This window comes from Streptomyces sp. GC420 (assembly GCF_009916105.1).
In the GTDB taxonomy this organism is placed as follows: domain Bacteria; phylum Actinomycetota; class Actinomycetes; order Streptomycetales; family Streptomycetaceae; genus Streptomyces.
The window spans coordinates 25924-48730 of sequence record NZ_JAAAXQ010000008.1; the positions used below are offsets into that span (position 1 = coordinate 25924).

Sequence of the window (22807 nt, forward strand, 5' to 3'; positions counted from 1 at the left end):
TGCCGAGGTCGACAACGCCCGGCCTGCTCGCCCCTCTTCGCCGACTGAATGGGACAACCATGAACTCCCCAGAACCCGCCCGGGCACGCATCAGCATCATCGGCGCCGGCCCCGGCGGACTGACCTGCGCCCGCATCCTTCAGCAGCGCGGCATAGCGGTCACCGTCTACGACCGCGACCGGGGCCCCGCCGCGCGCAACCAGGGCGGCACCCTCGACCTGCACGCCGACAACGGCCAGATCGCCCTGCGTGAAGCCGGTCTGCTCGACGAGTTCTTCAAGCTCGCCCGCCCCGAAGGGCAGGAAATGCGCCAGATGGACCCGACCGGCACGATCACGTCCCATGAAGTCCCGGCGGCCCACGAACTCTTCAAGCCGGAAATCGACCGTGGCCAGCTGCGTAACCTGTTGCTCGACTCCCTGCAACCGGGAACCGTGCACTGGGGCCGCGCCCTCGACACGATCAGTGGACCCGACGACGGGCCGCGGCGATTGCACTTCACCGACGGCACGACCGTCCAGACCGATCTGGTCATCGGCGCCGACGGCGCCTCCTCCCGGGTACGCCCGGCCGTGTCCCCAGCCGTCCCCGAGTACACCGGGGTGAGCTTCCTGGAAGCATGGTTCTCAGACGTCGAGAACCGGCACCCGAGCATGGCCGAGCTGGTCGGCCAGGGCAGCGCCCATGCAGCCGACGGCGAGCGCGGCCTGTTTGCCCAGCGCAGCAGCGGAAACCACATCCGCGTCTACATCATCCAACGAGTCCCGGCCGACTGGATCAGCACGAGCGGCCTGACAGTCGAGGACACCGACGGCATCCGCGCCCTGCTCCTGGGCGAGTACGCCCACTGGTCGCCCCGCATGCGCCGGATGATCACCGAAAACGACGGCCCCTACGTCGACCGCCCGATCTTCGCCCTCCCGGTCCCGCATACCTGGGAACACAACCCGACGGTGACCCTGCTCGGAGATGCCGCCCACCTCATGCCCCCGCTCGGCGTCGGCGTCAACCTCGCCATGCTCGACGCCAGCGAAATCGCCCTCGCTCTCGCGAACGCCGCCACCGTCGCCGACGCGATCCGCACCTACGAGAAGACCATGCTCCCCCGCTCCACCGAGACGGCCAAGTCCCTCGAAGGCGGCGCCGAACACCTGCTGTCCGCCGACGTACCCGACTTCGGCAGCAACACCGACGCCCAGCACTGAGGAGTGACTGAGGTCTTCAGCCGTCGCCAGCAGATGATGGCGCAGCCGAGGGTGACGAAGGCTTGGTGGATGTCGTCGCGGATCTCCCAGCGGATGCGCAGGCGCCGGAACCAGTGCAGCAGCGCGACGGCGCCTTCTACGACCCAGCGGTGGACTCCGAGGCCGGAGCCGTGTTCGGCGCCGCGTCGGGCGATGACCGGGGCGATCTCGAGCCGGCGGACCTTGTCGCGGTAGACGTCGTGGTCATAGCCGCGGTCGGCGTATACCCGGCGGGGCGGCGCAGGGGTCGGCCGCTCCTGCCGCGGATCGGCGGAACGACCTGCATCAGCGGGATCAGCTGGGTGATGTCGTTGCGGTTTCCACGGGTCAGGGTCACCCCCCCAGAGGGATGTCGTGCGCCTCGACAATCACGTGGTGTTTGCTGCCGGCCCTGCCCCGGTCCACCGGGGAGCGCCCGGTGGCTGGCCCGCCCTTCATCGCGCGCACGTGCGAAGAGCCGATGGCGGCCCTGGAGAGGTCCAGCATCCCGGCCGCCCGCAGCTCGCCGAGCAGCAGCTCGTGCCAAGCCGAGTTCCTGCGGCAGGTGCCGCCACGGGACGCCGGTGTACAGCACGAACAGGATCCCGCACAGTACCTGAAGGGCACCACCCCGCACCGCGGCGTCGAACCGGCAGGAGACAGCGGCCCGGGGCCACCCGGTGCGTACAGGTCGTCAGCAGGCCGTTCCGTCGGCCGGATTCACCCGGTCGTAGGCCCGCGCCGGGCCCGGGTGCAGCATGATGGTGGCCGCCATGACATGCACCAGCCACCCCCGCGCAGCGCACCGTGCCGTTCACTGCAACGACGCGGGGCCGGCCGCAGGGGTACGGGTCGCCACGGCGCGGGCGGGCGTGTTCACGGCGGTCTCCGCCGCGCTCGCCGTGACGGGGCAGCACCCGGTTTCCGGTCATCCGGCTCCCCGGCCGTCCCTGGGCGCGCCCACCCCGGTGGGATTCCTCCTCGCGATTCCCGCCGTGCGCACACCGCGCGTCCCGCGCTCCGTCGTCGCCCCCACTCTCAGGGAGATTGCTGTGTTCCGTACCACCCGGGCGCGTGCCGTGCGCCGTTTCGGCACCGTCACGGCCGCCGTCCTGGCCGTCGCCGTCGCCGCCGCAGGACCCGCGTCCGCCCACGTGGAGGTCGAGGCGGAGGACGCCCGCGCACTCGCCAAGGACGTCACGCTGCGTTTCACGGCGGAGTCGGAGTCCGCCTCGGCGGGCATCACGAAACTGGAGGTGATCCTGCCCGAGGGTCTCGTCCCTGGTGACATCACCTACGACGAGGGCCCCGAGGGCTGGAAGCTCGCCCCGACCAAGCGTGGCTACACCGTCTCCGGACCCGAGATCGCCGCGGGCGGCGACGCCGCGTACGCGGTGACCGTCCGGCAACTGCCGGACGCCGAGGAACTGCCCTTCAAGACCCTGCAGACCTACAGCGACGGCCGCGTCGACCGCTGGATCGAACTGGGGGAGTCCAGCGGCGGAGGGCACGGCAGTTCCGCCCCGGTGCTGCGGCTGAGGGCCGCCGAGCCCGGCGCGAAGCCCGAGAGCCCCGCCCCCACCGGAGAAGCCACCACGGCCGCGCCGGCCGGCACGGCCCCCGGTGAGGCGGGCGAACCCACACCCACACCCACGCCGCCGCCGTCGGACGCGGTCGTGAGCAAGGGCGAGGACGACGGCATGTCCCCGGCCATCCCCATCGGCATCGGGGCCGTCGTCATCGTCGTCCTCGGCGGCGCGGTGTGGTGGCTCAGGCGACGCCGGGGAGCCGGTTCCGCCTGACTTCCTGGACCTTCCCCCATGTACGGACGGTGCCGTCCGGGCCTTCCGTCCCCGGGCGGCGCCGTCACGGCAACCAGGCCCCCGGCCCGGTGCGCCCTCCGTCCGGTGCACGAGGCGGGGGCGGTCGTACCGGATGACGCGGAATACCGGGACCACCTGCGCGGACGGGCGCCGGCGGCTGGTAGGAAGGCCCCATGAACTGGCTGATCACACTGGCCGGCGCCGGTCTGGTGATGGTGATCCTGCGGGACCTCTTCCACACGTTGTGGCACCCCACCCGCCACGGTGGTCTGAGCAAATGGGTGATGACCGTGGTGTGGCGGCTGTCGGCGAGGTTCAGCCGCCGACGCGTGACCGGACTGGCCGGTCCGCTCGGCATGGTCTCCGTCGTCGCCCTGTGGACCTTCACCATGGCCGTCGGCTGGGCCCTGATCTACTGGCCGCACATGCCGGACTCCTTCTCCTTCACGGCGGCGCTGGAACCCGACGAGCACACCGGCATCCTGGACGCCGTCTACATGTCCATGGTCACCATGGCGACGCTGGGATTCGGTGACATCGCCCCGGCCTCGGGCTGGCTGAGGATCCTGGCCCCCATGGAGGCGCTGGTGGGCTTCGCGCTGCTGACGGCGACCGTCTCCTGGGTCCTGGGCATCTATCCGGCCCTGGCCCGGCGCCGCGCGCTGGCCCTGCGACTCTCTCACCTGAGGCGCGCGGACCCCACGGCACACGACCTCGACTCCGCCACCGGAGCGGCCCTCCTGGAGAGCCTGGCGAACGACATCGCCCGAACCTCCGTCGACTTCATACAGCACGCGGAGTGCTACTACTTCCACGACGGAGACGAGCGCACCTCCCTGGCCCTCAACGTCGACTACGCGCGGCGGCTGGCCGACCTGTGTTCCCGGGCCGAACGCGCGGACGTCCGGTTGTGCGCGACCGTTCTCGCCACCGCCCTCGGTGACCTCGCCGACATCCTCGACGCCCGCTTCCTCGGCACCCGCGACCCGGACTGGCCCACGTTCTCGGCGTACGCGAGCGACCACGGCGGCAGACAGGACCGATGACACCCCCGACGCCCCGATTGCCTGACAGACCGTCACTTTCGTGAGGTGGCTGTGAGGTGGCGAGATGGCCGAGGACCTCTGGCGTCCTCGCGCGGCCTTGACCGACGGGACCACTGCGCGGGCTATCGCCACCCCCTGCTGCATGCCGCCGGAGAGCTGCCACGGGTAGGCGTCGTGGGCATCGGCGAGGCCGACCGCCTCCAGTGCGCGGCCGACGAGTTCGCGGCGGCGCTCCCTGGGCAGTTTCTTCTGCATGAGCGGCAGCTCCACTGCGGCTTTTCAGGGTCGTCGCCATGAGGGATGACCAGCGACGCCGCGCCCGGCCCCGAGCCCGCTGCGAGGCCGCCGGAGGCCGGATCGACCGGCGGGATCGACTGGCGGCCGCCCGATTCCGACCCGAGCCGTTCGAGCGCGCCCTGTCCGCGCGGGAGCGTCCGTCGGTGGGTCGTCAGCACGACCGGACGGCCGGGAGAGTGGTGTCACGGACATCGAGGGGCGCCGCCGGCGACGCTGAGGGCAGGCGCGGCACACCCCGCCCGGCGGACCGCGGCAGATGCCGGGCCGCCCGGGGAAAGACCTCACCCGGGCGGCCCGGTGGTCCAGGGGCCGCCGTCGGCGCATGGCGGCGGGGGGCCGCGGAGACGGCCCGGCCGGCGGCAGGGCACCGGACGGGGAAGCGCCGCGGCCCCCGCGCGGAGGTGTACCGGCCGGCGGGTGTCAGGCTCCCGCCGGTCGGTGGGACGACCGGTCAGACGGTGGCGCAGGCCGTGCCGTTCAGGGTGAATGAGGTGGGGGCCGTGTTGGTGCCGTCCCTGCCCGCGGTGAAACCGACGGTCACCGAGCCGCCGGCGGGGAGCGTGGAGGTGTAGGAGGCGGGGGTGACGCTCACAGCGGCGCCGTCCTGGGTGGGGGTTCCTCCCCACATGTTGGAGACGGTCTGGCCGTCGGCGAAGGTGAAGGCCAGCGTCCAGCCGCTGATGGCCGTGGTGCCGGTGTTGCGTACGGAGATGTCGCCCTGGAAGCCTCCCGGCCACTCGTTGACGACGCGGTAGCCGACGGAGCAGCTCACTGCGGGGGTGCTCCCGCCGTCGTCGGTGGTGACGCTCACCGTGGCCGACCGGGTCGAGCGGTTTCCGGCCGCGTCGCGAGCGTAGACGGCGAAGGCGTAGGCCGTGTCGGGCGTGAGGCCGGTCAGGGTGGCGGAATCGGTGGTGGACGCGGCGACCGTGGTCTCGGTGCCGCCGTCGACGCGGACGACGTCGTAGCCGGTGACGCCGACGTCGTCGGTGGAGGCGGTCCACGTGAGGGTGACGGAGGTGGCCGTCACGGCGGATGCGGCCGGGGTGCCGGGGGCGGTCGGGGCCTGGGTGTCGTCCGGGTCGCCGCCGCGGTAGACGGTGGCTTCCCGGGAGGTCTGGGCGATGCCGTCGGGCCCGTTGAAGATGCGCCGGCCCCAGGAGCTGAGCCGGCCGGGGTCGAAGTCGATCGCCAGGTCGAGGACCGGGTCGGTGTTGCCGCTCCAGGACCAGGCGAGGTAGCCGAGCCCGAGCTGTTCCGCGGTGGCCATCATGGTGTCCTCGTCCGGGTCGCCCCACTGGTCGGCAGGGCCGCCGAACTCGCCGATGAGGATGGGCAGCCCGGCGTCGACGAAGGCGTTCAGGTAGTCGGTGATCTCCTGGGCGGTGTCGTAGACGCTGTACATGTGGATCGAGAAGACCAGGTTGCCGGTGGGGTCGGCGGCGTGGACGGACTGGGCGTTGGCGCGCATGACTCCTTGCCAGTCCTGGCCCCAGTTGGGCGCGTCCACCATGATCGTGTGCTCGAACCCGGCGTCGCGCAGCTTCTGGACGGCGGCGATCGTGGGCTGGGTCCAGCCCGCGGGGTCGGTGTTGCCCCAGGGCTCGTTGCCGATGTTGATGACGACGTAGTTCTCTTCGCCGGCGAGTACGTCACGCAGGCCGATCCAGTAGTCGGCCGCATGGTCCAGGGTGCCCGCCGCGGCTTCCTCGCCGTAGCCGGTGGTGTCGTGCACCTCCAGTACGCAGATGAGCCGGTTGGCCTTGCACTGGCCGATGACGCGGGCCACGTCCTCGGGGCTGTTCTCGGTCCAGCGGTGGCCGTCGGAGAGTACGACGCGGACGGTGTTGGCGCCCAGCGCCTTGACGTCGGCCAGTGACTGCGTCTCGCCCGGATACCAGGTGTGGGCGTGGTTGACGCCGCGCATGATGAAGTCATTGCCGTTGCCCTCGAGCAGACGGCCGTCGCTGACGTGCAGGCCGGTGGCGAGGGCGCCGGCCGGCTGGGCCTGGGCGGTGGTCGGGCCCAGGGCCCCGAGAAGAACGAGCCCGATCAGGGCGGCCAGTCTGGCCACCAGGGCGGTGACGGGGTTCTTCGGCGTCGTGCTTCTTGTTGTCCTCACTGCGACTCCAGGGAGTGAGCGTCAAGAAACTCGGGCATCAGAAGTAACTTGGGAGCGCTCCCATGAACCCACCGGGCCGACAGCGCGTCAAGAGGCCGCGCGCAGGCGGTCGGTGGCGTCCTCGCCGCGCCCACGTCCTGTGGCAGTCAGTGTCCGGCCACCCCGCCGCACCGGACGCCGCCGCCCAGGCCTCCGGCAGCCGGGACGGACGCGAGGTGCGCGGAGCGGCACACGTGCTGATGTGGGGTGCCGGGGCGGGAGCCCGTCCGCGTGCGGTGCGGGCGCCGTCGAGGGCGATGGCCGGGACGCGGTCGCGCTGGGCGTCGTCGAGGAAGCCGGTCGCGCCGATCCCGGCGACCATGCGCAGGAGAGCCGGTTCCCGGCGAGCGAGCCCGCCGCACTCCCGCCGCGCCCCGCGCTTCCGGCGACTCGGTGGCTTCCGCGCCGGCGGGCACCGTGCCCGGGACTCGAGGCTGACGGCAAGGCGCCCGCGCCCACTGGGGCGCCGCCGCGGGGAAGCACGAACGCGCGGCCGCTGCCGCACCGGGCGCCGGCCACCCCGAGGGCACCGCGGATGCGGTCTCCCTTGCGGGCGGCCGTCCTCAGCCTGCGGGCAGGGTGATGTGGTAGGCCTTGCGCAGTGTTTCGTGGACGGTCCAGGTGGTCCGGTCGCCCTCGCGGAGCACGCAGGCATCGCCGGGGCCCACACCGAACGTATCGCCCCCGTCCACGGCAATGGTCGCCCGGCCGCTGACGACCACGAACAGTTCGTTCGCCTCCGTGTCGGTGACCACGCCCGGCGTGATCTGCCAGATGCCCCGCACCTGCGTACCGTCCTCGGACTCCCACAGCACCTTTCCGGACACTTCGGGGTTCCCGCTGACGATCTGCGAAGGATCGAGCGGATCGGGTTCCAGACGGACTTCGGGGACGTGCACGGCGAAGCTGGTGAACTCAGTCATGGCCGCGACGTTATCCGGACTCCCCGCGAGTACCCATGGCCACTGTGTCGCGCCATCCCCGGCCTCATGGGACAGAGAGCCGATCGCGCACGGTGATGGGCACCCCACCGCAGGCAGTGCCCCCTCGGCCCGGGAGGAGTCCGGGTGCCCGGGATCCGCCGGTTCCGGAGGCACGGAACCGGCCCACGCGACGGCATGGCTCCCGTCCGGATTCACACCGCCAGCAGGGCCGCGATCTCCTGCATCCGCTCGTCGCCCAAGGGCCCGTACGCGAGGGCCCCGGCGTTCTCCTCGGCCTGGGCGACCGAACGGAATCCCGGGATCGGCACGGCAAGCGGACTGCGCGCCCACAGCCAGGCGAGCGCGCCCTGCGCGAGGGTCCGACCGTCACTGGTGAGGATGTCCCGTACGGCCTCGACCCGCGCTGCCCACTCGGGGGCGGGCACCCCGCCCGGGCCGAACCACCGCAGCCACTGCGGCGGCACGGCGCGGATGTCTCCGGCCTCGCCCCGTGTGCCCGGCCGATCCCGTCGTCCGGCGAGCAGCCCCATCGCGAGCGGGCTGCGGTTGATGCTCGCGAGGTTCCGCTCCGCGCAGAGCGCGAACATCTCCGGCGCGTCCTCGAGGACGTTGGCGGCGTGCTGCACGGCGACGCAGTGCGCCCCTTCGGCGAAGAACGCGGCGCGTTCCGGATCGTCCGTGCTCCACGCGTATCCCCGGATCAGCCCCTCCCGCACCAGTTCCTCGCACGTCTCCCGCAGTTCCAGGGCCCGTTCCAACGGCGCGTCCGACAGGTGGAGCTGGTACATGTCGACGTGGTCGGTGCCGAGCCGGCGCAGGGAGGCGGTGAGCGCCCGGCGGGCGTACGCGGGAGTGCCGTCGGATCCCAGGAGGGTCCGGGTCCGCTCGTCGCACACATTGCCCCACTTGGTCGCGATCACCACGTCGTCCCGCCGCCCCCGCAGCGCGCGCCCCAGCACACGTTCGCTGTGACCGGCGCCGTACGCGTCAGCCGTGTCGAAGAACGTGATGCCGAGGTCGAGCGCCCGATGGATCGCGGCGACGGACTCGTCGTCGTCGACCTTGCCCCAGCCGAGGGGCCTGCCGTCCGCGTCCTGCCACTCTCCGCCGATCGCCCAGCATCCGAATCCGAGTGCCCCGGCGGTGATTCCACTGTTACCCAGCGTCCTGCGCTGCATGGCGTCCATGTGACGGGACGTTAGGACTTCAAGAGCACTCGAAGGCAAGCGCCGGGTGCGGCGAGCTGTCACCGTCACCGTCGCCGCGCGGGGCCGTCCTCGACAACCGCACCCCGGCGGCGAATCCGGGTCCGGGCCGATCAAGTGGCGTTCGGTGTTTCGCCGTTGCCGGAGGGAGTCCGGCCACCGGGAGGGCCCTGGGCGGGCGGAGGCGTACCGGGCGGTGAGTGCTCGGCGGCCGGGTCCTGACCACCGGGGGCCGGGAGCCGGCCGGCCGGGCCGTGAGGACCCGGCCGCGGTCCGGAGGCCGCTCCCCAGGCCGCGGTGGGGAAGGGCGGGACACCACCCGGCGGACCCGCAGGTGCCCCGCCCGCCAGGTGCCCGGCCGGGAACACGCCGTACCCATACGGTGGTAGGCCGGCCTCGCTCACCGCTGCGACGCGGCGGCGGCGCGCCATCCACAGCACGACCGCCGCGTAGAGCAGGATCACCGGGATGTCGACGGCCGCCGCCACCCAGTCCATGTCGGCGGCCGTCTCGTCGGACTCGAGCGCGCCCGCGATCCCCGCCGCGATGCCCATCGCGAGAAGGTTGTTGAGCAGATGCAGGGCGATCGCGGCCTCGAGTCCGCCGGTACGTATCGTCAGCAGGCCCATCACCAGACCGAACACGGTCAGGTCGGCGAACCCCCACGGCGTGCCCCATCCGTGGGCCGCGGCGAAGAGCAGCGACTGCGGCAGGACGGCGATCCAGGGAGACCGGAACCAGGCGCCGACCGCCTGGACCAGCCAGCCCCGGAAGGCGTACTCCTCGGCCGCCGCCTGGAAGGGCACGAGGACGCAGACCATCGCGAGACCGAGCAGGAACGAGGGCAGGCCGACCCAGTTCACCTCCTCGGTTCCGGTGTCCCCGCCTCCCGACGCGGGCAGCAGGGCGAAGACGCCGATCGAGCCGGCGGCCAGGGGAAGGGCCAGTGCGAGGCACATCCCAAGCCAGCGCCACCTCAGCCGTCCGGCGACCGACGACACCGTCCCGGCGGGACGGCGCTGCACCCAGCGTGCCGCCAGGAAGACGACCGGCATGACCACGGCGACGGACAGCAGCGCCAGAGCCGTATCACCGATGCCGCCCCAGGTATGAATGCCGTCGGCGTCGGCCGGGCGGTCCAGGACCGCCGCCGCGATCTCGGAGGCGGCCATGAGCACCACCATCAGGAAGACCGCGCCGAAGAGCACCACACCGGTCCCCGCGATGGGCCGCCACGACTGGTGCCGACCGGTCGTCAGTGCCATCCGGTGGTACGGAAGCGGGCAGGCCAGCACGGGGTCCGGGTGGGGCGGGACGCGGCCCGCCCCGTACGGCGGGCCGAAAGCGTGGATCGTCATGCGCAGCAGCATGACAACCGCCGCCGTCCGGGGCATCAGCCTCCAGCATGATCGACGGCAGCGACCGTCCTGCCCGGCCGCGCGGAACACCCCGCCAGGCCGGCCGGGCCCGCCGGCGGCTCGTCAGCCGTGCTGCCGCAGGGTCCGGGAGAGGCCGAGTGCGGCGGTGCGCACGGCCGGGGCGAGCTGCGCGGGGCGGAACCTCGCCCGTGGGACGGCGACGGAGAGCGCGGCGACGGCCGTGCCGCCGCCGTCGAACACGGGAGCGGCGATGCAGCACACACCCAGCGTGGCCTCCTGCTCCTCGTATGCCAGGCCGGAGGCCTGGACCTGCTCGACGGCGGTGCGCAGCCGGTCCGGATTGGTGATCGAGTACGGCGTGAGGCCCGTCAGCGGCTCGGCCAGTACGAGTTCGGTGAGTTCGGGGCCGGAGAAGGCCAGCAGCGCCTTGCCCACGCCGGTGCAGTGCAACGGGAGTCTGCCGCCCACCCGGGAGGGCAGCGGCAGCGGGTCGTGGCCGTGGACGCGCTCCAGGTAGACCACGTCGTGGTCCTCCAGGACGCCGAGGTGCACGGTCTCGTGGGTGGCCTCGTACAGGTCCTGCACGAAGGGGAGCGCCGTCTCGCGCAGCCCGTGGCGGCGGGGCACCAGGGTGCCGAGCTCGAAGAGTCTGCCGCCGAGCCGGTAGCCGACGCCTTCACGCTCCAGGAAGCCCAGGCGGACCAGGTCCGCGGACAGCCGGTGCGTGGTGGTCTTGCTGAAGCCGGTGCGCTCCGCGAGTTCCGCCAGACGGTATGCGCCGCCGTCGGGGCGGAAGCAATCGAGGATGGCGGCGGCTTTGTCCAGCATGTTGCCCTGGTCGGCGTTCCGTGTCACGGAACAAGAATTGCCGCATCTTCACCCCCGCGTCTATACCGGACCTCGTCGCACCTCGAACCCCGCACCCCGCACCCTTCTTGGAGTGGTCGCATGACGACACCCCCCAGCGCCCCGATCCCGCCCGCGGCGGTGGTCGAGGCCGCCGATGCCCTGGCCGCCGCGTCCCGCAGCGGGGTGCCCTGCCCGCCGGTGCGGTCCCTGCTCGCCCAAGGCGGCATCGCGGACGCGTATGCCGTGCAGCGTCTCAACCTCGAGCGTGCGCTCACGGCGGGCGGCCACCGGGTGGTAGGCCGCAAGATCGGCCTGACCTCTCCGGCGGTGCAGCGGCAACTCGGCGTCGATCAGCCGGACTTCGGCGCCCTGCTGTCCGACATGGCGGTCCCCGACGGCGGCGCCGTGCCCGCCGGGCGGCTGCTCCAGCCGAAGGTGGAGGCCGAGGTCGCCCTCGTCCTGGGCGCGGACCTGCCGCACGCGCAGTGCACGGTGGCCGATGTGCTGCGCGCCGTGGACTTCGCGCTGCCCGCGCTGGAGATCGTGGACAGCCGCATCGCCGGCTGGGACATCACCATCGTCGACACGGTCGCCGACAACGCCTCCTCGGGCCTGTTCGTCCTGGGCGGCTGCCCGGTGCCGCTGACCGCCGTGGACCTGCGCACCGTGCGGATGACGATGACCCGCGACGGGGAGAAGGTCTCCTCGGGCACCGGCGCGGACTGCCTCGGCGGCCCGCTCAACGCGGCCGTCTGGCTCGCGTCGACGCTCGCCGCCGCGGGCGATCCACTGCGGGCCGGCGACATCGTCCTCACGGGCGCTCTCGGTCCCATGGCCGTCGCCGGTCCCGGCGACGCCTTCGAGGCCCGTATCTCAGGCCTCGGCTCGGTACGCGTCGCATTCGCCCCGGAAGCCCCGGAAGCCCCGGACACCCCAGAAGCCCCGCAAGAAGAAGGAGAAAACCAGTGAGCAGCATTACCGCCCGAGGCCGGACGAAGGTCGCGGTCATCGGGTCGGGGAACATCGGCACCGATCTGATGATCAAGGTGCTGCGTACCTCCGAGGTCCTTCAGATGGGTGCCATGGTGGGCATCGACGCGGACTCCGACGGTCTGGCGCGTGCCCGCCGGCTGAAGGTCGCCACCACCCACGAGGGCGTCGACGGCCTGGTGAAGATGGACGAGTTCGCCGAGATCGGGATCGTCTTCGACGCCACCTCGGCCGGTGCCCACCGCTACAACGACCAGGTACTGCGCGCCCTCGGCCGCACGGTGGTGGACCTCACCCCGGCCGCGGTCGGCCCGTACGTCGTGCCGTCCGTCAATCTGGACGAACACCTGGACGCCACCAACGTCAACATGGTCACCTGCGGCGGCCAGGCCACCATCCCGATCGTCGCCGCGGTCGCCGCCGTGACGCCCGTCCACTACGGGGAGATCGTGGCCTCCATCTCCTCGCGCTCCGCCGGGCCCGGCACCCGCGCCAACATCGACGAGTTCACCGAGACGACCTCCTCGGCCATCGAGAAGGTCGGCGGCGCCACCCGCGGCAAGGCCATCATCGTCCTCAACCCCGCCGAACCGCCGCTGATCATGCGCGACACCGTCTACTGCCTGGTCGGCGACTGCGACGACGCCGCGGTCACCGCCTCGGTGGAGGAGATGGCCGCCCGGGTCCAGGCCTACGTGCCCGGCTACCGGCTCAAGCAGAAGGTCCAGTTCGACCGGGTCGCCGACGACGACCCCCTGCGCACACTGCTGCCCCCCACCACCTCCGGCCCCGCCACCAAAGTGTCGGTCTTCCTCGAGGTCGAGGGCGCCGCCCACTACCTGCCCGCCTACGCCGGCAACCTCGACATCATGACCTCCGCCGCCCTGCGCACCGCGGAACACATGGCCGCACACCAGACCTCGAAGACGGTGACCGCATGACGCCCGCACCCGCTCTCTATGTTCAGGACGTGACCCTGCGGGACGGGATGCACGCCGTCCGCCACCGCTACTCCGTCGAGCAGGCCCGCGCCATCGCCGCCGCCCTCGACGCCGCCGGAGCCGGCGCCATCGAGATCGCCCACGGCGACGGCCTGTCCGGCTCCAGCATCACCTACGGGGTCGGGGCTCACACCGACTGGGAATGGATCGAAGCCGTCGCCGACGCCGCCCGCAACGCGGTACCCACCACGCTGCTGCTGCCCGGTATCGGAACCCTGCACGACCTCAAGCAGGCCCACTCCCTAGGCATCCGCTCGGTCCGGATCGCCACCCACTGCACCGAGGCCGACATCTCCGCCCAGCACATCACCGCCGCCCGCGAACTGGGCATGGACGTCGCCGGGTTCCTGATGATGTCCCACATGGCCGAGCCCGCCGAACTCGCCCGCCAGGCCAAACTGATGGAGTCATACGGCGCCAACTGCGTCTACGTCACCGACTCCGGCGGCCGCCTCACCATGGACGACGTACGCGAACGCTTCCGCGCCTACCGCGACATCCTCGACCCGGCCACCGAAACCGGCATCCACGCCCACCACAACCTGGCCCTCGGCGTCGCCAACACCGTCGTCGCAGTCGAGAACGGCGCCACCCGCGTCGACGCCTCCCTCGCCGGCCAGGGCGCCGGAGCGGGCAACTGCCCACTCGAGGCCTTCGTTGCCGTCGCCGACCTCATGGGCTGGGAACACGGCTGCGACCTCTTCCCCCTCATGGACGCCGCCGACGACCTCGTCCGCCCCTTGCAGGACCGCGACGTCCGGGTCGACCGCGAAACCCTCACCCTCGGCTACGCCGGCGTCTACTCGAGCTTCCTGCGCCACGCCGAGACCGCCGCCGCCCGCTACGGCCTCGACACCCGCTCCATCCTCGTCGAAGCGGGCCGCAGAAAGATGGTCGGCGGCCAGGAAGACATGATCACCGACATCGCCCTCGACCTCACCACCGGAGCCACCCCTCAGGACTGACCGGCTGGACACCTCCGGGGCGCCGTCGGCGCATCAGCCACCAGTACCCGCACCGGCGGCGGCAGCGGTTTCCGTCGGTGATGCGCGGCCGGCCTGCCTGCCTGCCGGCCGGTCCGCGTTCGTGTGTGCCCGTCTGCGTCACGAGCACGGCCTGTCGGCGCCCCGGGGGCTGATGGTGACGTCGACGACGGGGCCGGTGGGGGAGGGCGGCGTGGTGCCGAGCCTGGTCAGGATGCGCAGCATCCGGATGTTGTCGGCTCCGGTCGTCACCGTGACCGCACGGCAGCCCAGCAGCGGAACTGCCTCGACGGCGTGGCGAGCCAGTGCGGTTCCCAGCCCCCTGCTCTGCCAGCGGTCCTCGACCAGCAGGCCCAGTTCCGCCGTCCGGTGATTTCCGGTGAGCATCAGATTCGCCACGGCGATGACGGTGTGCGGGTTGTCCTGGGCGTGCGTGACCCAGCTCAGGCCGTTGGGGATATGGGTCAGATAGCGCCACTCGGCCGGGCTGAGACACTGGCGCGGACTCTGGTAGCGGGTGCAGCGGGACGCCGTCGAACACCGGGCGTGCAGGTCGTTGACCGCGTCGTGATCACCGACGGTGGCCAGGCGTGTGAGCGTGTTGTGGCCGGTCCGCAGGGTGATGGTGCGGCTCGGCAGCCGCACCTCGGGGACGCGGGCGGCCGAGGTGCGCACGGAGCCGGTGATGGATGCGGGATTCGGCACGAGTCTCCTTCCTCGGAATGAGCGTGGTGCCTGTTCTGCCGCCGCCCGCGGTTCCGGCGGTTCGGACCGCGCGGGCGGCGTTCCCTCTGGTTCAGCTATTTGAATTCCATACCGCCTTCCTTCCGGTGGTTGCCCGCCGGGCGGTTGCGGATGCAATTCGGAACATTACTGTGCTTCCGGAAAGACCGTGCGAACTCCTTTTCCCCGCAGCGATTTCAGGTCAGGGTCGATGCTGGTGCCCCGTGGGGCGGCCGGTGTCGTGGACGGGCTCTCACCGGCGTGGTCGCGGGCGGGTGGCGGTCGTAGGGGGGAGCTGCCCGCGGCCCTGTCCTGCGGTCGGTCGGCCGCCCAATAGTGCTGGATTCCGCCTGCCGTTTTGGCGACGTGGGCGATGCCCTGTGTAGGATGGGGAATTTGCGCTGGCCGAATGACTGTGTGCACACGGGCAACTGCCGCGTCCGGCTGGTGGAAAATGGCTCGCATTCGGAAACATCCGTACAGACAAAGCGGTTCTTCGGTGTTGTGCGGCTCCGCTCCGTTGCCGATGAATCAGCGATGGCATCGCCGTTACCGCGCTCGCGCCGGATCGCCGCCGGGCCGGGCGGCCGGCACTCGGGCGTCGCGCTCCCGGGGCGGCGCATCACTCCGGCACGATCACGCCACGACGAGATCCGCCCACCGGGTGATCCCGCCGGAGTGGACACGTATGCCGTGCCGGGCCGCCAGCGCCTGGACGATGCCCAGGCCCCGGCCGTGCTCGTCAGGGTCTGCCCACGCGGCCGACCGCCCGGTCGGGAGCGAGCTTCCCCCGTCCGTGACTTCGACGTGCAGTGTGCCGAGCCCGTCGGCGCCTCTCCAGCACAGTCGCAGCACCGCCGGAGGCAGTGCGTGGACGATCGCGTTGGTGAACAGCTCCGAGACCACGAGAAGCGCCTCCTCGGCGGCCTCCGGGGACAGGTTCCAGGCGTCGAGGACCGCGCGCACACGCCGGCGTACGGTGGAGGCGGCCACGGGGGTGTGCGGCAGCGGACAGACGTGCTCGACTGCCTCCTGAGGCGGGGTCTTCACCTGTGCTGCCATGAGTTCTCCTCCGGTGAGAGGCCACCGGCGCGATGCCGACGTCAGAGCACGTTATGGACCGGGACGAACGGGGTCAATGAACGCCGGTCGGCATTGTCGAACGACGGACCACGCACGGGAGAGCCGTACGGAGCGGGCCCGCGAGGGCGGGGCTACGATCGCTTCATGGCCGGCCCAGTCCAGTCGATCGAACGGGCGGCGGCGATCCTGCGCCTGCTCGCCGGCGGGCCCCGCCGACTCGGACTCGGCGAGGTGGCGGCGTCGCTCGGTCTGGCGAAGGGCACCGCCCACGGCATCCTGCGCACCCTGCAGCACGTGGATTTCGTGGAACAGGACGCGGCGACCGGAAAATACCAGCTCGGAGCGGCCCTGCTCCATCTCGGCACCAGCTACCTCGACGTCAACGAGCTGCGGTCCCGTTCCATCAACTGGGCCGATGCCCTGGCAGCCCGCAGTGGGGAGGCGGTCCGCCTGGGCACGCCGCTGGAAGGCAAGGTGCTCGTCGTCCACCACGTCTTCCGGCCGGACGACACCCTCCAGACCCTGGACGTGGGCACCCTGCTGCCTCTGCACGCCTCCTCACTCGGGAAGATCCTGCTGGCCTACGGGGCCACCACCCTCGAGCCGGTGCTGGAAGCCGGGCTGGAGTCGTTCACCCGGCACACCCTGGTCGCCCCCGAGGAACTCAACCGGGCGCTCGCCGACATCAGGGACGTCGGATGGGCCGCCGAGGTGCAGGAGATGAACATGGGCGTCGCCGGAGTCGCCGCGCCGATCCGGGGGCAGGGAGGCCTCGTGGTGGGCGCCGTCGGAGTGTCCGGCCCGGTGGAGCGGATCTGTGACAGCAAGGGGCACCCACGGCCTGACCTGATCACGCTGCTCCGAGATGCCGCCCGGGCGATCTCCAGAGACCTCGGTGCGGCTCGCTGGTAGGCCGCCGCGCCCTCCGCGATACACCGGAAGGCAGACCGATCATGGTTGAACGGTATGTGATGTCGATCGACCAAGGAACCAACTCCACCCGGTGCATTCTCTTCGATCACGGTGGGCGGCTGGTGTCGGTCGCTCAGAGGGAGCACCATCAGTACTACCCCAGGCCTGGCTGGGTCGAGCACGACGCACTGGAGATCTGGCGCAATCTGCAACGCGTGGTGCCCGAGGCCCTGTCCAATGCCGGCGTCGGGACCGCGGACGTAGCCGCCGTCGGCATCGCCAACCAGAGGGAGACGACGGTGCTCTGGGACCGGCGCACGGGTGTCCCGCTGGGCAGAGCGATCGTCTGGCAGGACACCCGCACCGCACCGCTCGTCGAGGAACTGAGAAACCGGACCGGAGAGGACTTCTTCCTCGACCGCTGCAGCCTGGCCCCCGCGACCTACTTCTCCGCCCCGCGGATCCGCTGGCTGTTCGACCACGTCGACGGGCTGGAACGGCGCGCCGGGGACGGCGACGTGCTGTTCGGCACGATGGAGAGCTGGCTGATCTGGAACCTCACCGGCGGTGCGGCCGGCGGCCTGCACATCACCGACGCGACCAACGCCAGCCGCACCATGCTGATGAACATCCGCACGCTCACCTGGGACGAGGGACTGCTGGAGTTCTTCGGGGTTCCCCGCGCGATGCTGCCGCAGATCCGGTCCTCGGCCGACCACTACGGCGACGCCCGCTCGGTTCTCCCGGGCGTTCGCATATCCGCCGCCCTCGGCGACCAGCAGGCGGCCCTGTTCGGACAGACGGGCTTCTCACCCGGCGAGGCGAAGTGCACCTACGGAACCGGCAGCTTCCTGCTGCTCAACACCGGCACCAAGGTCGTCCGGTCCCGGCACGGACTCCTCACGACCGTCGCATACAAGATCGGGGACGAGCCCGCCGTCTACGCCCTGGAAGGCTCGATCGCCGTTACCGGCTCGCTGGTGCAGTGGTTCCGCGACCGTCTGGGACTGATCAGCAGCGCACCGGAGATCGAGACCCTCGCACGCACCGTCGAGGACAACGGGGGCTGCTACATCGTCCCCGCGTTCTCCGGCCTGTTCGCACCCCACTGGCGCAGCGACGCACGCGGCGTCATCGTCGGCCTCACCTCCTACATCACCAAGGGACACCTGGCCCGGGCCGTCCTGGAGGCCACCGGCTGGCAGACACGCGAGGTGGTCGACGCCATGAACGCCGACTCCTCGGTCGCCCTGAAGGAACTCAAGGTCGACGGCGGCATGACGGCCGACAACCTGCTCATGCAGTTCCTGGCCGACGTGCTCGACGTGCCGGTGGTACGGCCCATGGTCGCGGAGACGGTCTCACTTGGCGCCGCCTACGCCGCCGGGCTCGCAGTGGGTTACTGGCCGGACCTGGAAGTGCTGCGCCGCAACTGGCACCGGGCCGCCCAATGGCTGCCGGACATGGACCCCGAGCGGCGGGAGTCGGAGTACGACAACTGGCAGCGAGCCGTCGAGCGCTCGCTGGGGTGGATCGAATCGCCGCGTTCCCCGGGTGAGGGACGGCAGGACAGGGGTACACGGTAGGGCGGAACTACTCGGCCACCACGAGGCCACCGGAGAATGCCATGATCATTCTGGGTCTCATTCTGCTCATCATCGGCTTCGTCACCGGGATCTCGATCCTGTGGACGATCGGAATCATCCTGGCCGTGGTCGGCGCCGTTCTGTGGGTCCTCGGAGCCACCGGCCACGCCGTCGCAGGCCGCAATCACTACTGGTGACCGAAGCCCGCGGCGGCGTCTGCGAGGGTGGCCGCCGGGGTGCCGTCAGCCCGCCTTGCGCCGGGTGCGGTGGAGGAGCGCGAAGCCGGCGATGACGAGCCCTCCTCCGGCCGCGGCCGGCCACAGCCGGGCTCCTGTGTCGGCGAGCGCGCCGCCCCCGGTCGCCCGGGGCTGGGTCCGCGCGGCGGCGGACGGGTCGTTCCCGGCCGTGCCGGGTGACTGGCGGGAGCCGGGGACGGAGCCTGCGCCCTGGGCGTCATCCACGGGCCCATCGGCGGGCCCACTCCCGACGGCCGAGGGCGACGTCTCCGCCTTGGGTACGGCGTCGCCGGCCCGGTCGTTGCCCGGGGTGTTGGCCGGATCGGTGTGCTGGGCACTGGCCGTGGGCGCCGCTGATACTGAGCCCTCGTTTTCCGCGGGGCCGCCGTCGTTGTCGCCGGAGCCGGACGTGGCGCTGGGGTCGGGCGAAGCGCTGGGGTCGGGCGAGGCGCCGGAGCCGGACGAGGCGCTGGGGTCGGGGCCGGCCGTGTTCTGCGGCGGCTCCTGCCCGGAGGGGGCGCCGGTGCCGCAGACCCGGCCGCCGTTGATGCAGTCCACCATCTCTCGCATGAGCTGCTCGGAGAAGACGTTGATGAAGTCGCCGTGGTCGGTGACGGGCTTGTGCAGCTGCTCGGGGAAGGAGTCGACCGCGAACAGCGGGGTGGTCTGTCCGCCGTCGTTCAGGCTCGGCGCGTCCACGTCGTAGACGATGCGCTGGACCAGCTGCGGGATGGCCCGGAAGCCGTTGGCGCAGTTTCCGCCCGCGTCGGCGAACGCGACGTGGGTGCGGTGGTTGGCGCTGTCGATGTTCTGGCCGTCCCAGCAGCTCTGGAACTTGAAGGTGCGGACCACGTCGCTGCCCTCGGGGCAGATCGGGTACTTGTCCTTCAGCTGGCGGTTCTCGAACCCGGTGCAGCTCCAGGAGGCGTTGGCGTTGGCGTTGCCGTTGACGAAGGCCTTGGCGTCACCGGTGATGATGCGCAGCAGCCGGGGCATGCCGACGACCTTGCCGCGCGGGTTGCCCACGAACTTCATGGTGACCTGCTTGGGCGTGACGATTTCGCCGGCGTTGCCCTCGATGCCGCCGCCGGGGGAGTTGGCGTCCTGTTCCTGGGTGCCGTTCTGCAGGCGCAGCACCGGCCAGAAGTACGAGGACTTGTCGCCCTGGTTCTGGCAGGTCGTGTCCGCGCCGGCGAGTTCGTCGTCGCTGGCGAAGGCGTCGTTGGCCTGGTTGCCGACGTAGTCGTGGAAGTGGTGCGCGCCGTTGGAGACGCCGGGGGCGACGATCACGTTGTCGGAGTTGAACAGTCCGTTGGCGTTCACGCCGCAGCTGGTGGAGAAGGCCGGGAGGCGCCGCGCGACTTGCGCGGGTTCTGGACGTTGGGCTGGACGGTGGTGATGTCCACGAAGTCCGCGGCGACGGGGCCGTTGCCGGCCTGCCCGCCGTTGCCCTGTCCCTGTCCCTGTCCCTGTCCCTGTCCCTGCCCCTGGTCCTGACCCTGGCCCTGGTCGCCACCCTGGTTGCCGCCCTGGTCCTGACCGTCACTGTCGTCGGCGGCCTCCTACACGGTGCACGTGGCCTGGCCGGCAAGATCCTGCGGCTGTTCACCGGTCACGCGGCCGATCGCCCGGGCTATGCGGTCGAGGCTCTCTGTCCGCTGCGTACGCAGTGACCCGAGCACGGTCGACCGGACAGCCTGCGGGTCTTGCTCCTGCCGTCCCGTCCCGTCGGCAAGACGCTGGTAGGCGTCGACGATCTGACCGTCCATGGCGGCCAGTTCCTTGTCCACTTCGGGGCGGGCCTGCTCCGGCACCTCACTGAGTCCGGTCGCCACGTCCGGGCACTTGATCGTCGACATGGACCGCGGTGATACCTGGTCCTGCCGTTCCGGACTCTGCGCCCCCGACCCCCAGCCTTCGGATGCCGAAGCGAAGGACGTGACCGCGATCAGGCCGCCCCCGCCCAGTATCAGAGCGACGGCCGCGGCGGTCGCGCGTCTTGCCCCGGTGGGGCGTCTTCTCGTTCTGCGTCTCAAGGTGATGCTCCTGGCCTCGTTGCCGGTCACGCGTACCGATGCCTTGGCCTCGATACGCGGACGAGCTCAGGGATGTTCAACGCCCTCGAAACTTCGTAGGAACGTCCAAGCATGAGCGCCGTTGGTAACGGAACCCGGCCCGAGCCCCGCCCCTGACCCTTCGTACCCGGTGATGGGCTGCGCTCGGCCATGGCTTTGGGGTTTCCTGGTGCCCCACGTCCTCTGGTGTCAGGAGTGGTCACGGCCGGCGCGAGGCTGACGGCCCGGCTGAAGCGGTTCCAGCCCTACGTCCTCGGACTGTTCCGCGTCGTCATCGGTCTGCTCTTGGCCTCCCAGGGAGCGGCCTCGCTGTTCGGCCTGCTGGGCCGTGAAGCGGAGCGTGCGGGCGACTGGCCGTACTGGGGGCGGCGGTGATCGAACTCGTGGCCGGAACGCTGGTGCTGCTGGGTGTCGGGACGCGCGGCGCGGCCTTCACAGCCTCGGGTGCGATGGCTTTCGCGTACTTCACCGTGCACCAGCCCGACGGCCTGTTCCCCCTTCAGAACAAGGGCGAGGGGCCGGTGCTGTACTGCTGGGCCTTCCTGTTGCTGCTCTCCAGCGGCCCCGGTGCGCTGCCGCTCGACACGCCGTTCACCTCCCGCGGCGGCGGTCGTGGTGAGGCGACACGGGGCGGGAGCGCGAAGGAGACCCCCGCCGGACAGCGCGGCCGCGACGCTCCGGCCGTGTGAGGCGTCGGAGCCGCTGAGCGCTGCGACCGTTCCCCGGGACTGCCGCGCTGCGACGATCAGCCTCGCGAACTCACAGGGTGCTAGAAATGGGACGTGGTCAGACTTTTCGGTCGATCCTCGCGGCCGTCGTCTCGTGCGCCCGGTCGCCGCGGCGCGGAAGCCCCACGGGATCGGCGCAAGGATCCGGACCAGGAGCCCCGGACGCCCGCCACGGATGCCGGGCGCCGGCGGCGCGCCGGGGAGGCTGACGGCTCCGACCGCACTCCGGACGGGAGCGAGAGGCGGTGGACGCCGCGCCGTGGCTGGTGGCCGACGCTGCGTTCCCTGCTGTCGGTGCGCAGTGTCGCCGGTCAGGTCTTCACGCTGCAGGTCGTGGTCGTGCTGGTGCTGGTGCTCGCCGGCGTCGTGGCCCTGACGCTCGAGAAGGAGCGCGACGTCACGGGTGAGGCCCGACAGCAGTCGCTCGTCATCGCCGAGACGTTCGTGCGGGGGCCGGGTGTGGTGCAGGCGCTGGACAGCGCCGACCCGACTGCCGTGCTGCAGCCGTCGGCCGAGGAGATCCGGCAGCGGACGGGCGTGGACTACATCGTCGTGTTCAGCACGGACGGCATCCGCTACACCCATCCGGACCCCAGCCTGATCGGCAAACATGTCATCGGCACGTACGACGAGGCGCTGGAAGGCCGTACCGAGACCACGACCTTCTCCGGCAGTCTGGGGCCGGCCGTCGACACCACCAGCCCGGTCGTCCGGCCGGACGGGTCGATCGCCGGCATCGTCTCGGTCGGAATCACCACGGAGACGGTGGAAAGCTCGGCCGACCGGCAGCTTCCGGTGCTGCTGGCGGCGGCCGCGGTGGCGCTGGGGCTGGCGGCCGCGGGTACGGCCCTGGTGTCGCGGCGGCTGCGGCGGCAGACGCACGGCCTGGCGCCGGCGGAGATGACCCGGATGTACGAGCACCACGACGCGGTGCTGCACGCCGTACGGGAAGGTGTGCTGATCATCGGCGGCAACGGCCGGCTGTCGCTGGCCAACGACGAGGCCCGGCTGCTGCTGAACCTTCCGGAGGACGCCGAGGGGCGACACGTGTCGCAGCTGGGACTGGACGACGCGACGGCGGAGCTGCTGGCCTCGGACGAGCCCGTGACCGACGAGGTGCGTCTGGCGGGCGGCCGGCTGCTGGCGGTGAACAAGCGGCCGACGGAGCTGCACGGACGACCCGCGGGCAGCGTACTGACGCTGCGGGAATCCACGGAACTGGTGGCGCTGGCGGGGCGGGCGCAGGCGGCGCGAGAGCGGCTGACTCTGCTCTACGAGGCGGGCACCCGGATCGGCACCACGCTGGACGTGGTGCACACGGCCGAGGAGCTGGCGGGATTCGTCGTCCCCCGGTTCGCCGACATGGTCACGGTGGAGTTGCTGGAGCCCGTACTGCGTGGCGAGGAGCCGACCGGCTCCTTCACCGCGATGCGCCGCACCGCAGCCGCGGGCGTCGGGGGTGACGTGCCCCTGCAGCCGGTCGGGGAGCTCATCCGCTTCGTCGTGCCCACCTCGCCGATGGCGACCGCCCTCGCGGACGGAAACGCCCAGCTCGTCCCCGAC

Annotated in this window: 16 protein-coding genes and 6 pseudogenes; 11 read left to right on the top strand and 11 right to left on the bottom strand. The window is 71.5% G+C overall.

From position 1 onward, the window contains the following. Nucleotides 1–59 precede the first annotated feature (59 nt). On the top strand, nt 60–1205 hold the full coding sequence (locus GUY61_RS02180) for an NAD(P)/FAD-dependent oxidoreductase (protein WP_166628311.1): 1146 nt from the start codon (nt 60–62) through the stop codon (nt 1203–1205). An 11-nt stretch (nt 1206–1216) separates the two neighbouring features. On the opposite strand, the pseudogene GUY61_RS39600 reads toward GUY61_RS02180, so the two are convergent. Then, nucleotides 1217–1900 (bottom strand): annotated as a pseudogene (locus tag GUY61_RS39600) (IS5 family transposase); the annotation flags it as partial. Between the two features lie 96 nt (nt 1901–1996). Between GUY61_RS39600 and GUY61_RS02185 the strand changes: the two are divergent. Together GUY61_RS02185 and GUY61_RS02190 are read left to right on the top strand one after the other, a co-directional pair. Then, nucleotides 1997–3025, top strand: coding sequence for a DUF1775 domain-containing protein (locus GUY61_RS02185; protein ID WP_208105444.1), 1029 nt, complete (start codon nt 1997–1999; stop codon nt 3023–3025). 194 nt (nt 3026–3219) lie between these two features. After that, nucleotides 3220–4092 (top strand): potassium channel family protein, encoded by an 873-nt coding sequence (locus GUY61_RS02190; protein ID WP_166628312.1) that lies wholly within the window; start codon nt 3220–3222, stop codon nt 4090–4092. Between the two features lie 111 nt (nt 4093–4203). Here GUY61_RS02190 and GUY61_RS41075 read toward each other — a convergent pair. From GUY61_RS41075 to GUY61_RS02220, 7 genes and pseudogenes are all read right to left on the bottom strand, one after another. Further along, nucleotides 4204–4362 (bottom strand): annotated as a pseudogene (locus GUY61_RS41075) (ABC transporter ATP-binding protein); the annotation flags it as partial. Between the two features lie 478 nt (nt 4363–4840). Next, nucleotides 4841–6511, bottom strand: coding sequence for a cellulase family glycosylhydrolase (locus tag GUY61_RS02195; protein ID WP_166628313.1), 1671 nt, complete (start codon nt 6509–6511; stop codon nt 4841–4843). A gap of 268 nt (nt 6512–6779) precedes the next feature. Then, a pseudogene (locus GUY61_RS39610) lies at nt 6780–6881 on the bottom strand (TetR family transcriptional regulator); the annotation flags it as partial. 232 nt (nt 6882–7113) lie between these two features. Beyond that, nucleotides 7114–7473 (bottom strand): cupin domain-containing protein, encoded by a 360-nt coding sequence (locus tag GUY61_RS02205; RefSeq protein ID WP_166628314.1) that lies wholly within the window; start codon nt 7471–7473, stop codon nt 7114–7116. Between the two features lie 212 nt (nt 7474–7685). Further along, nucleotides 7686–8681, bottom strand: a complete 996-nt coding sequence (locus GUY61_RS02210) for an aldo/keto reductase (RefSeq protein WP_166628315.1) — start codon at nt 8679–8681, stop codon at nt 7686–7688. A 131-nt stretch (nt 8682–8812) separates the two neighbouring features. Next, nucleotides 8813–10057: a CPBP family intramembrane glutamic endopeptidase gene (locus tag GUY61_RS02215; protein WP_166628316.1), complete on the bottom strand. Its 1245-nt coding sequence runs from the start codon at nt 10055–10057 to the stop codon at nt 8813–8815. 123 nt (nt 10058–10180) lie between these two features. Next, nucleotides 10181–10906, bottom strand: a complete 726-nt coding sequence (locus GUY61_RS02220; RefSeq protein ID WP_166628325.1) for an IclR family transcriptional regulator — start codon at nt 10904–10906, stop codon at nt 10181–10183. A gap of 120 nt (nt 10907–11026) precedes the next feature. On the opposite strand from GUY61_RS02220, the gene GUY61_RS02225 reads away from it, so the two are divergent. The 3 genes from GUY61_RS02225 to dmpG are packed head-to-tail and all read left to right on the top strand — an operon-like array spanning nt 11027 to nt 13883. Further along, complete coding sequence (locus GUY61_RS02225) at nt 11027–11896, top strand: 2-keto-4-pentenoate hydratase (protein WP_166628317.1); 870 nt, start codon at nt 11027–11029, stop codon at nt 11894–11896. Further along, a complete protein-coding gene (locus GUY61_RS02230) occupies nt 11893–12858 on the top strand; it encodes an acetaldehyde dehydrogenase (acetylating) (protein WP_398953927.1) in 966 nt (321 codons plus the stop codon). The genes GUY61_RS02225 and GUY61_RS02230 overlap by 4 nt, the downstream gene beginning before the upstream one ends. Then, a complete protein-coding gene (dmpG, locus tag GUY61_RS02235; RefSeq protein ID WP_166628318.1) occupies nt 12855–13883 on the top strand; it encodes a 4-hydroxy-2-oxovalerate aldolase in 1029 nt (342 codons plus the stop codon). Before GUY61_RS02230 ends, dmpG begins: the two co-directional genes overlap by 4 nt. Nucleotides 13884–14021: 138 nt before the next feature. On the opposite strand, the gene GUY61_RS02240 is transcribed toward dmpG, so the two are convergent. Then, nucleotides 14022–14606, bottom strand: coding sequence for a GNAT family N-acetyltransferase (locus tag GUY61_RS02240; RefSeq protein WP_313896468.1), 585 nt, complete (start codon nt 14604–14606; stop codon nt 14022–14024). A 654-nt stretch (nt 14607–15260) separates the two neighbouring features. Further along, the gene (locus GUY61_RS02245) at nt 15261–15686 is read right to left on the bottom strand and encodes an ATP-binding protein (protein WP_166628319.1); all 426 of its coding nucleotides are present in this window, start codon (nt 15684–15686) and stop codon (nt 15261–15263) included. Nucleotides 15687–15851: 165 nt separating this feature from the next. Here GUY61_RS02245 and GUY61_RS02250 point away from each other — a divergent pair, with 165 nt between their 5' ends. From GUY61_RS02250 to GUY61_RS02260, 3 genes are read left to right on the top strand one after another with little or no spacing between them, the layout of a single operon-like run. Next, the gene (locus GUY61_RS02250; RefSeq protein WP_166628320.1) at nt 15852–16619 is read left to right on the top strand and encodes an IclR family transcriptional regulator; all 768 of its coding nucleotides are present in this window, start codon (nt 15852–15854) and stop codon (nt 16617–16619) included. A gap of 41 nt (nt 16620–16660) precedes the next feature. Continuing rightward, nucleotides 16661–18205, top strand: a complete 1545-nt coding sequence (gene glpK / locus GUY61_RS02255) for a glycerol kinase GlpK (protein WP_166628321.1) — start codon at nt 16661–16663, stop codon at nt 18203–18205. Between the two features lie 41 nt (nt 18206–18246). Beyond that, the gene (locus GUY61_RS02260; protein ID WP_166628322.1) at nt 18247–18402 is read left to right on the top strand and encodes a DUF6131 family protein; all 156 of its coding nucleotides are present in this window, start codon (nt 18247–18249) and stop codon (nt 18400–18402) included. A gap of 45 nt (nt 18403–18447) precedes the next feature. On the opposite strand, the pseudogene GUY61_RS02265 reads toward GUY61_RS02260, so the two are convergent. Further along, nucleotides 18448–20477 (bottom strand): annotated as a pseudogene (locus tag GUY61_RS02265) (DUF1996 domain-containing protein). 255 nt (nt 20478–20732) lie between these two features. Here GUY61_RS02265 and GUY61_RS02270 point away from each other — a divergent pair. Together GUY61_RS02270 and GUY61_RS02275 are read left to right on the top strand one after the other, a co-directional pair. Further along, nucleotides 20733–21205 (top strand): annotated as a pseudogene (locus tag GUY61_RS02270) (DoxX family protein). Nucleotides 21206–21538: 333 nt separating this feature from the next. Continuing rightward, nucleotides 21539–22807, top strand: a pseudogene (locus GUY61_RS02275) (histidine kinase); the annotation flags it as partial.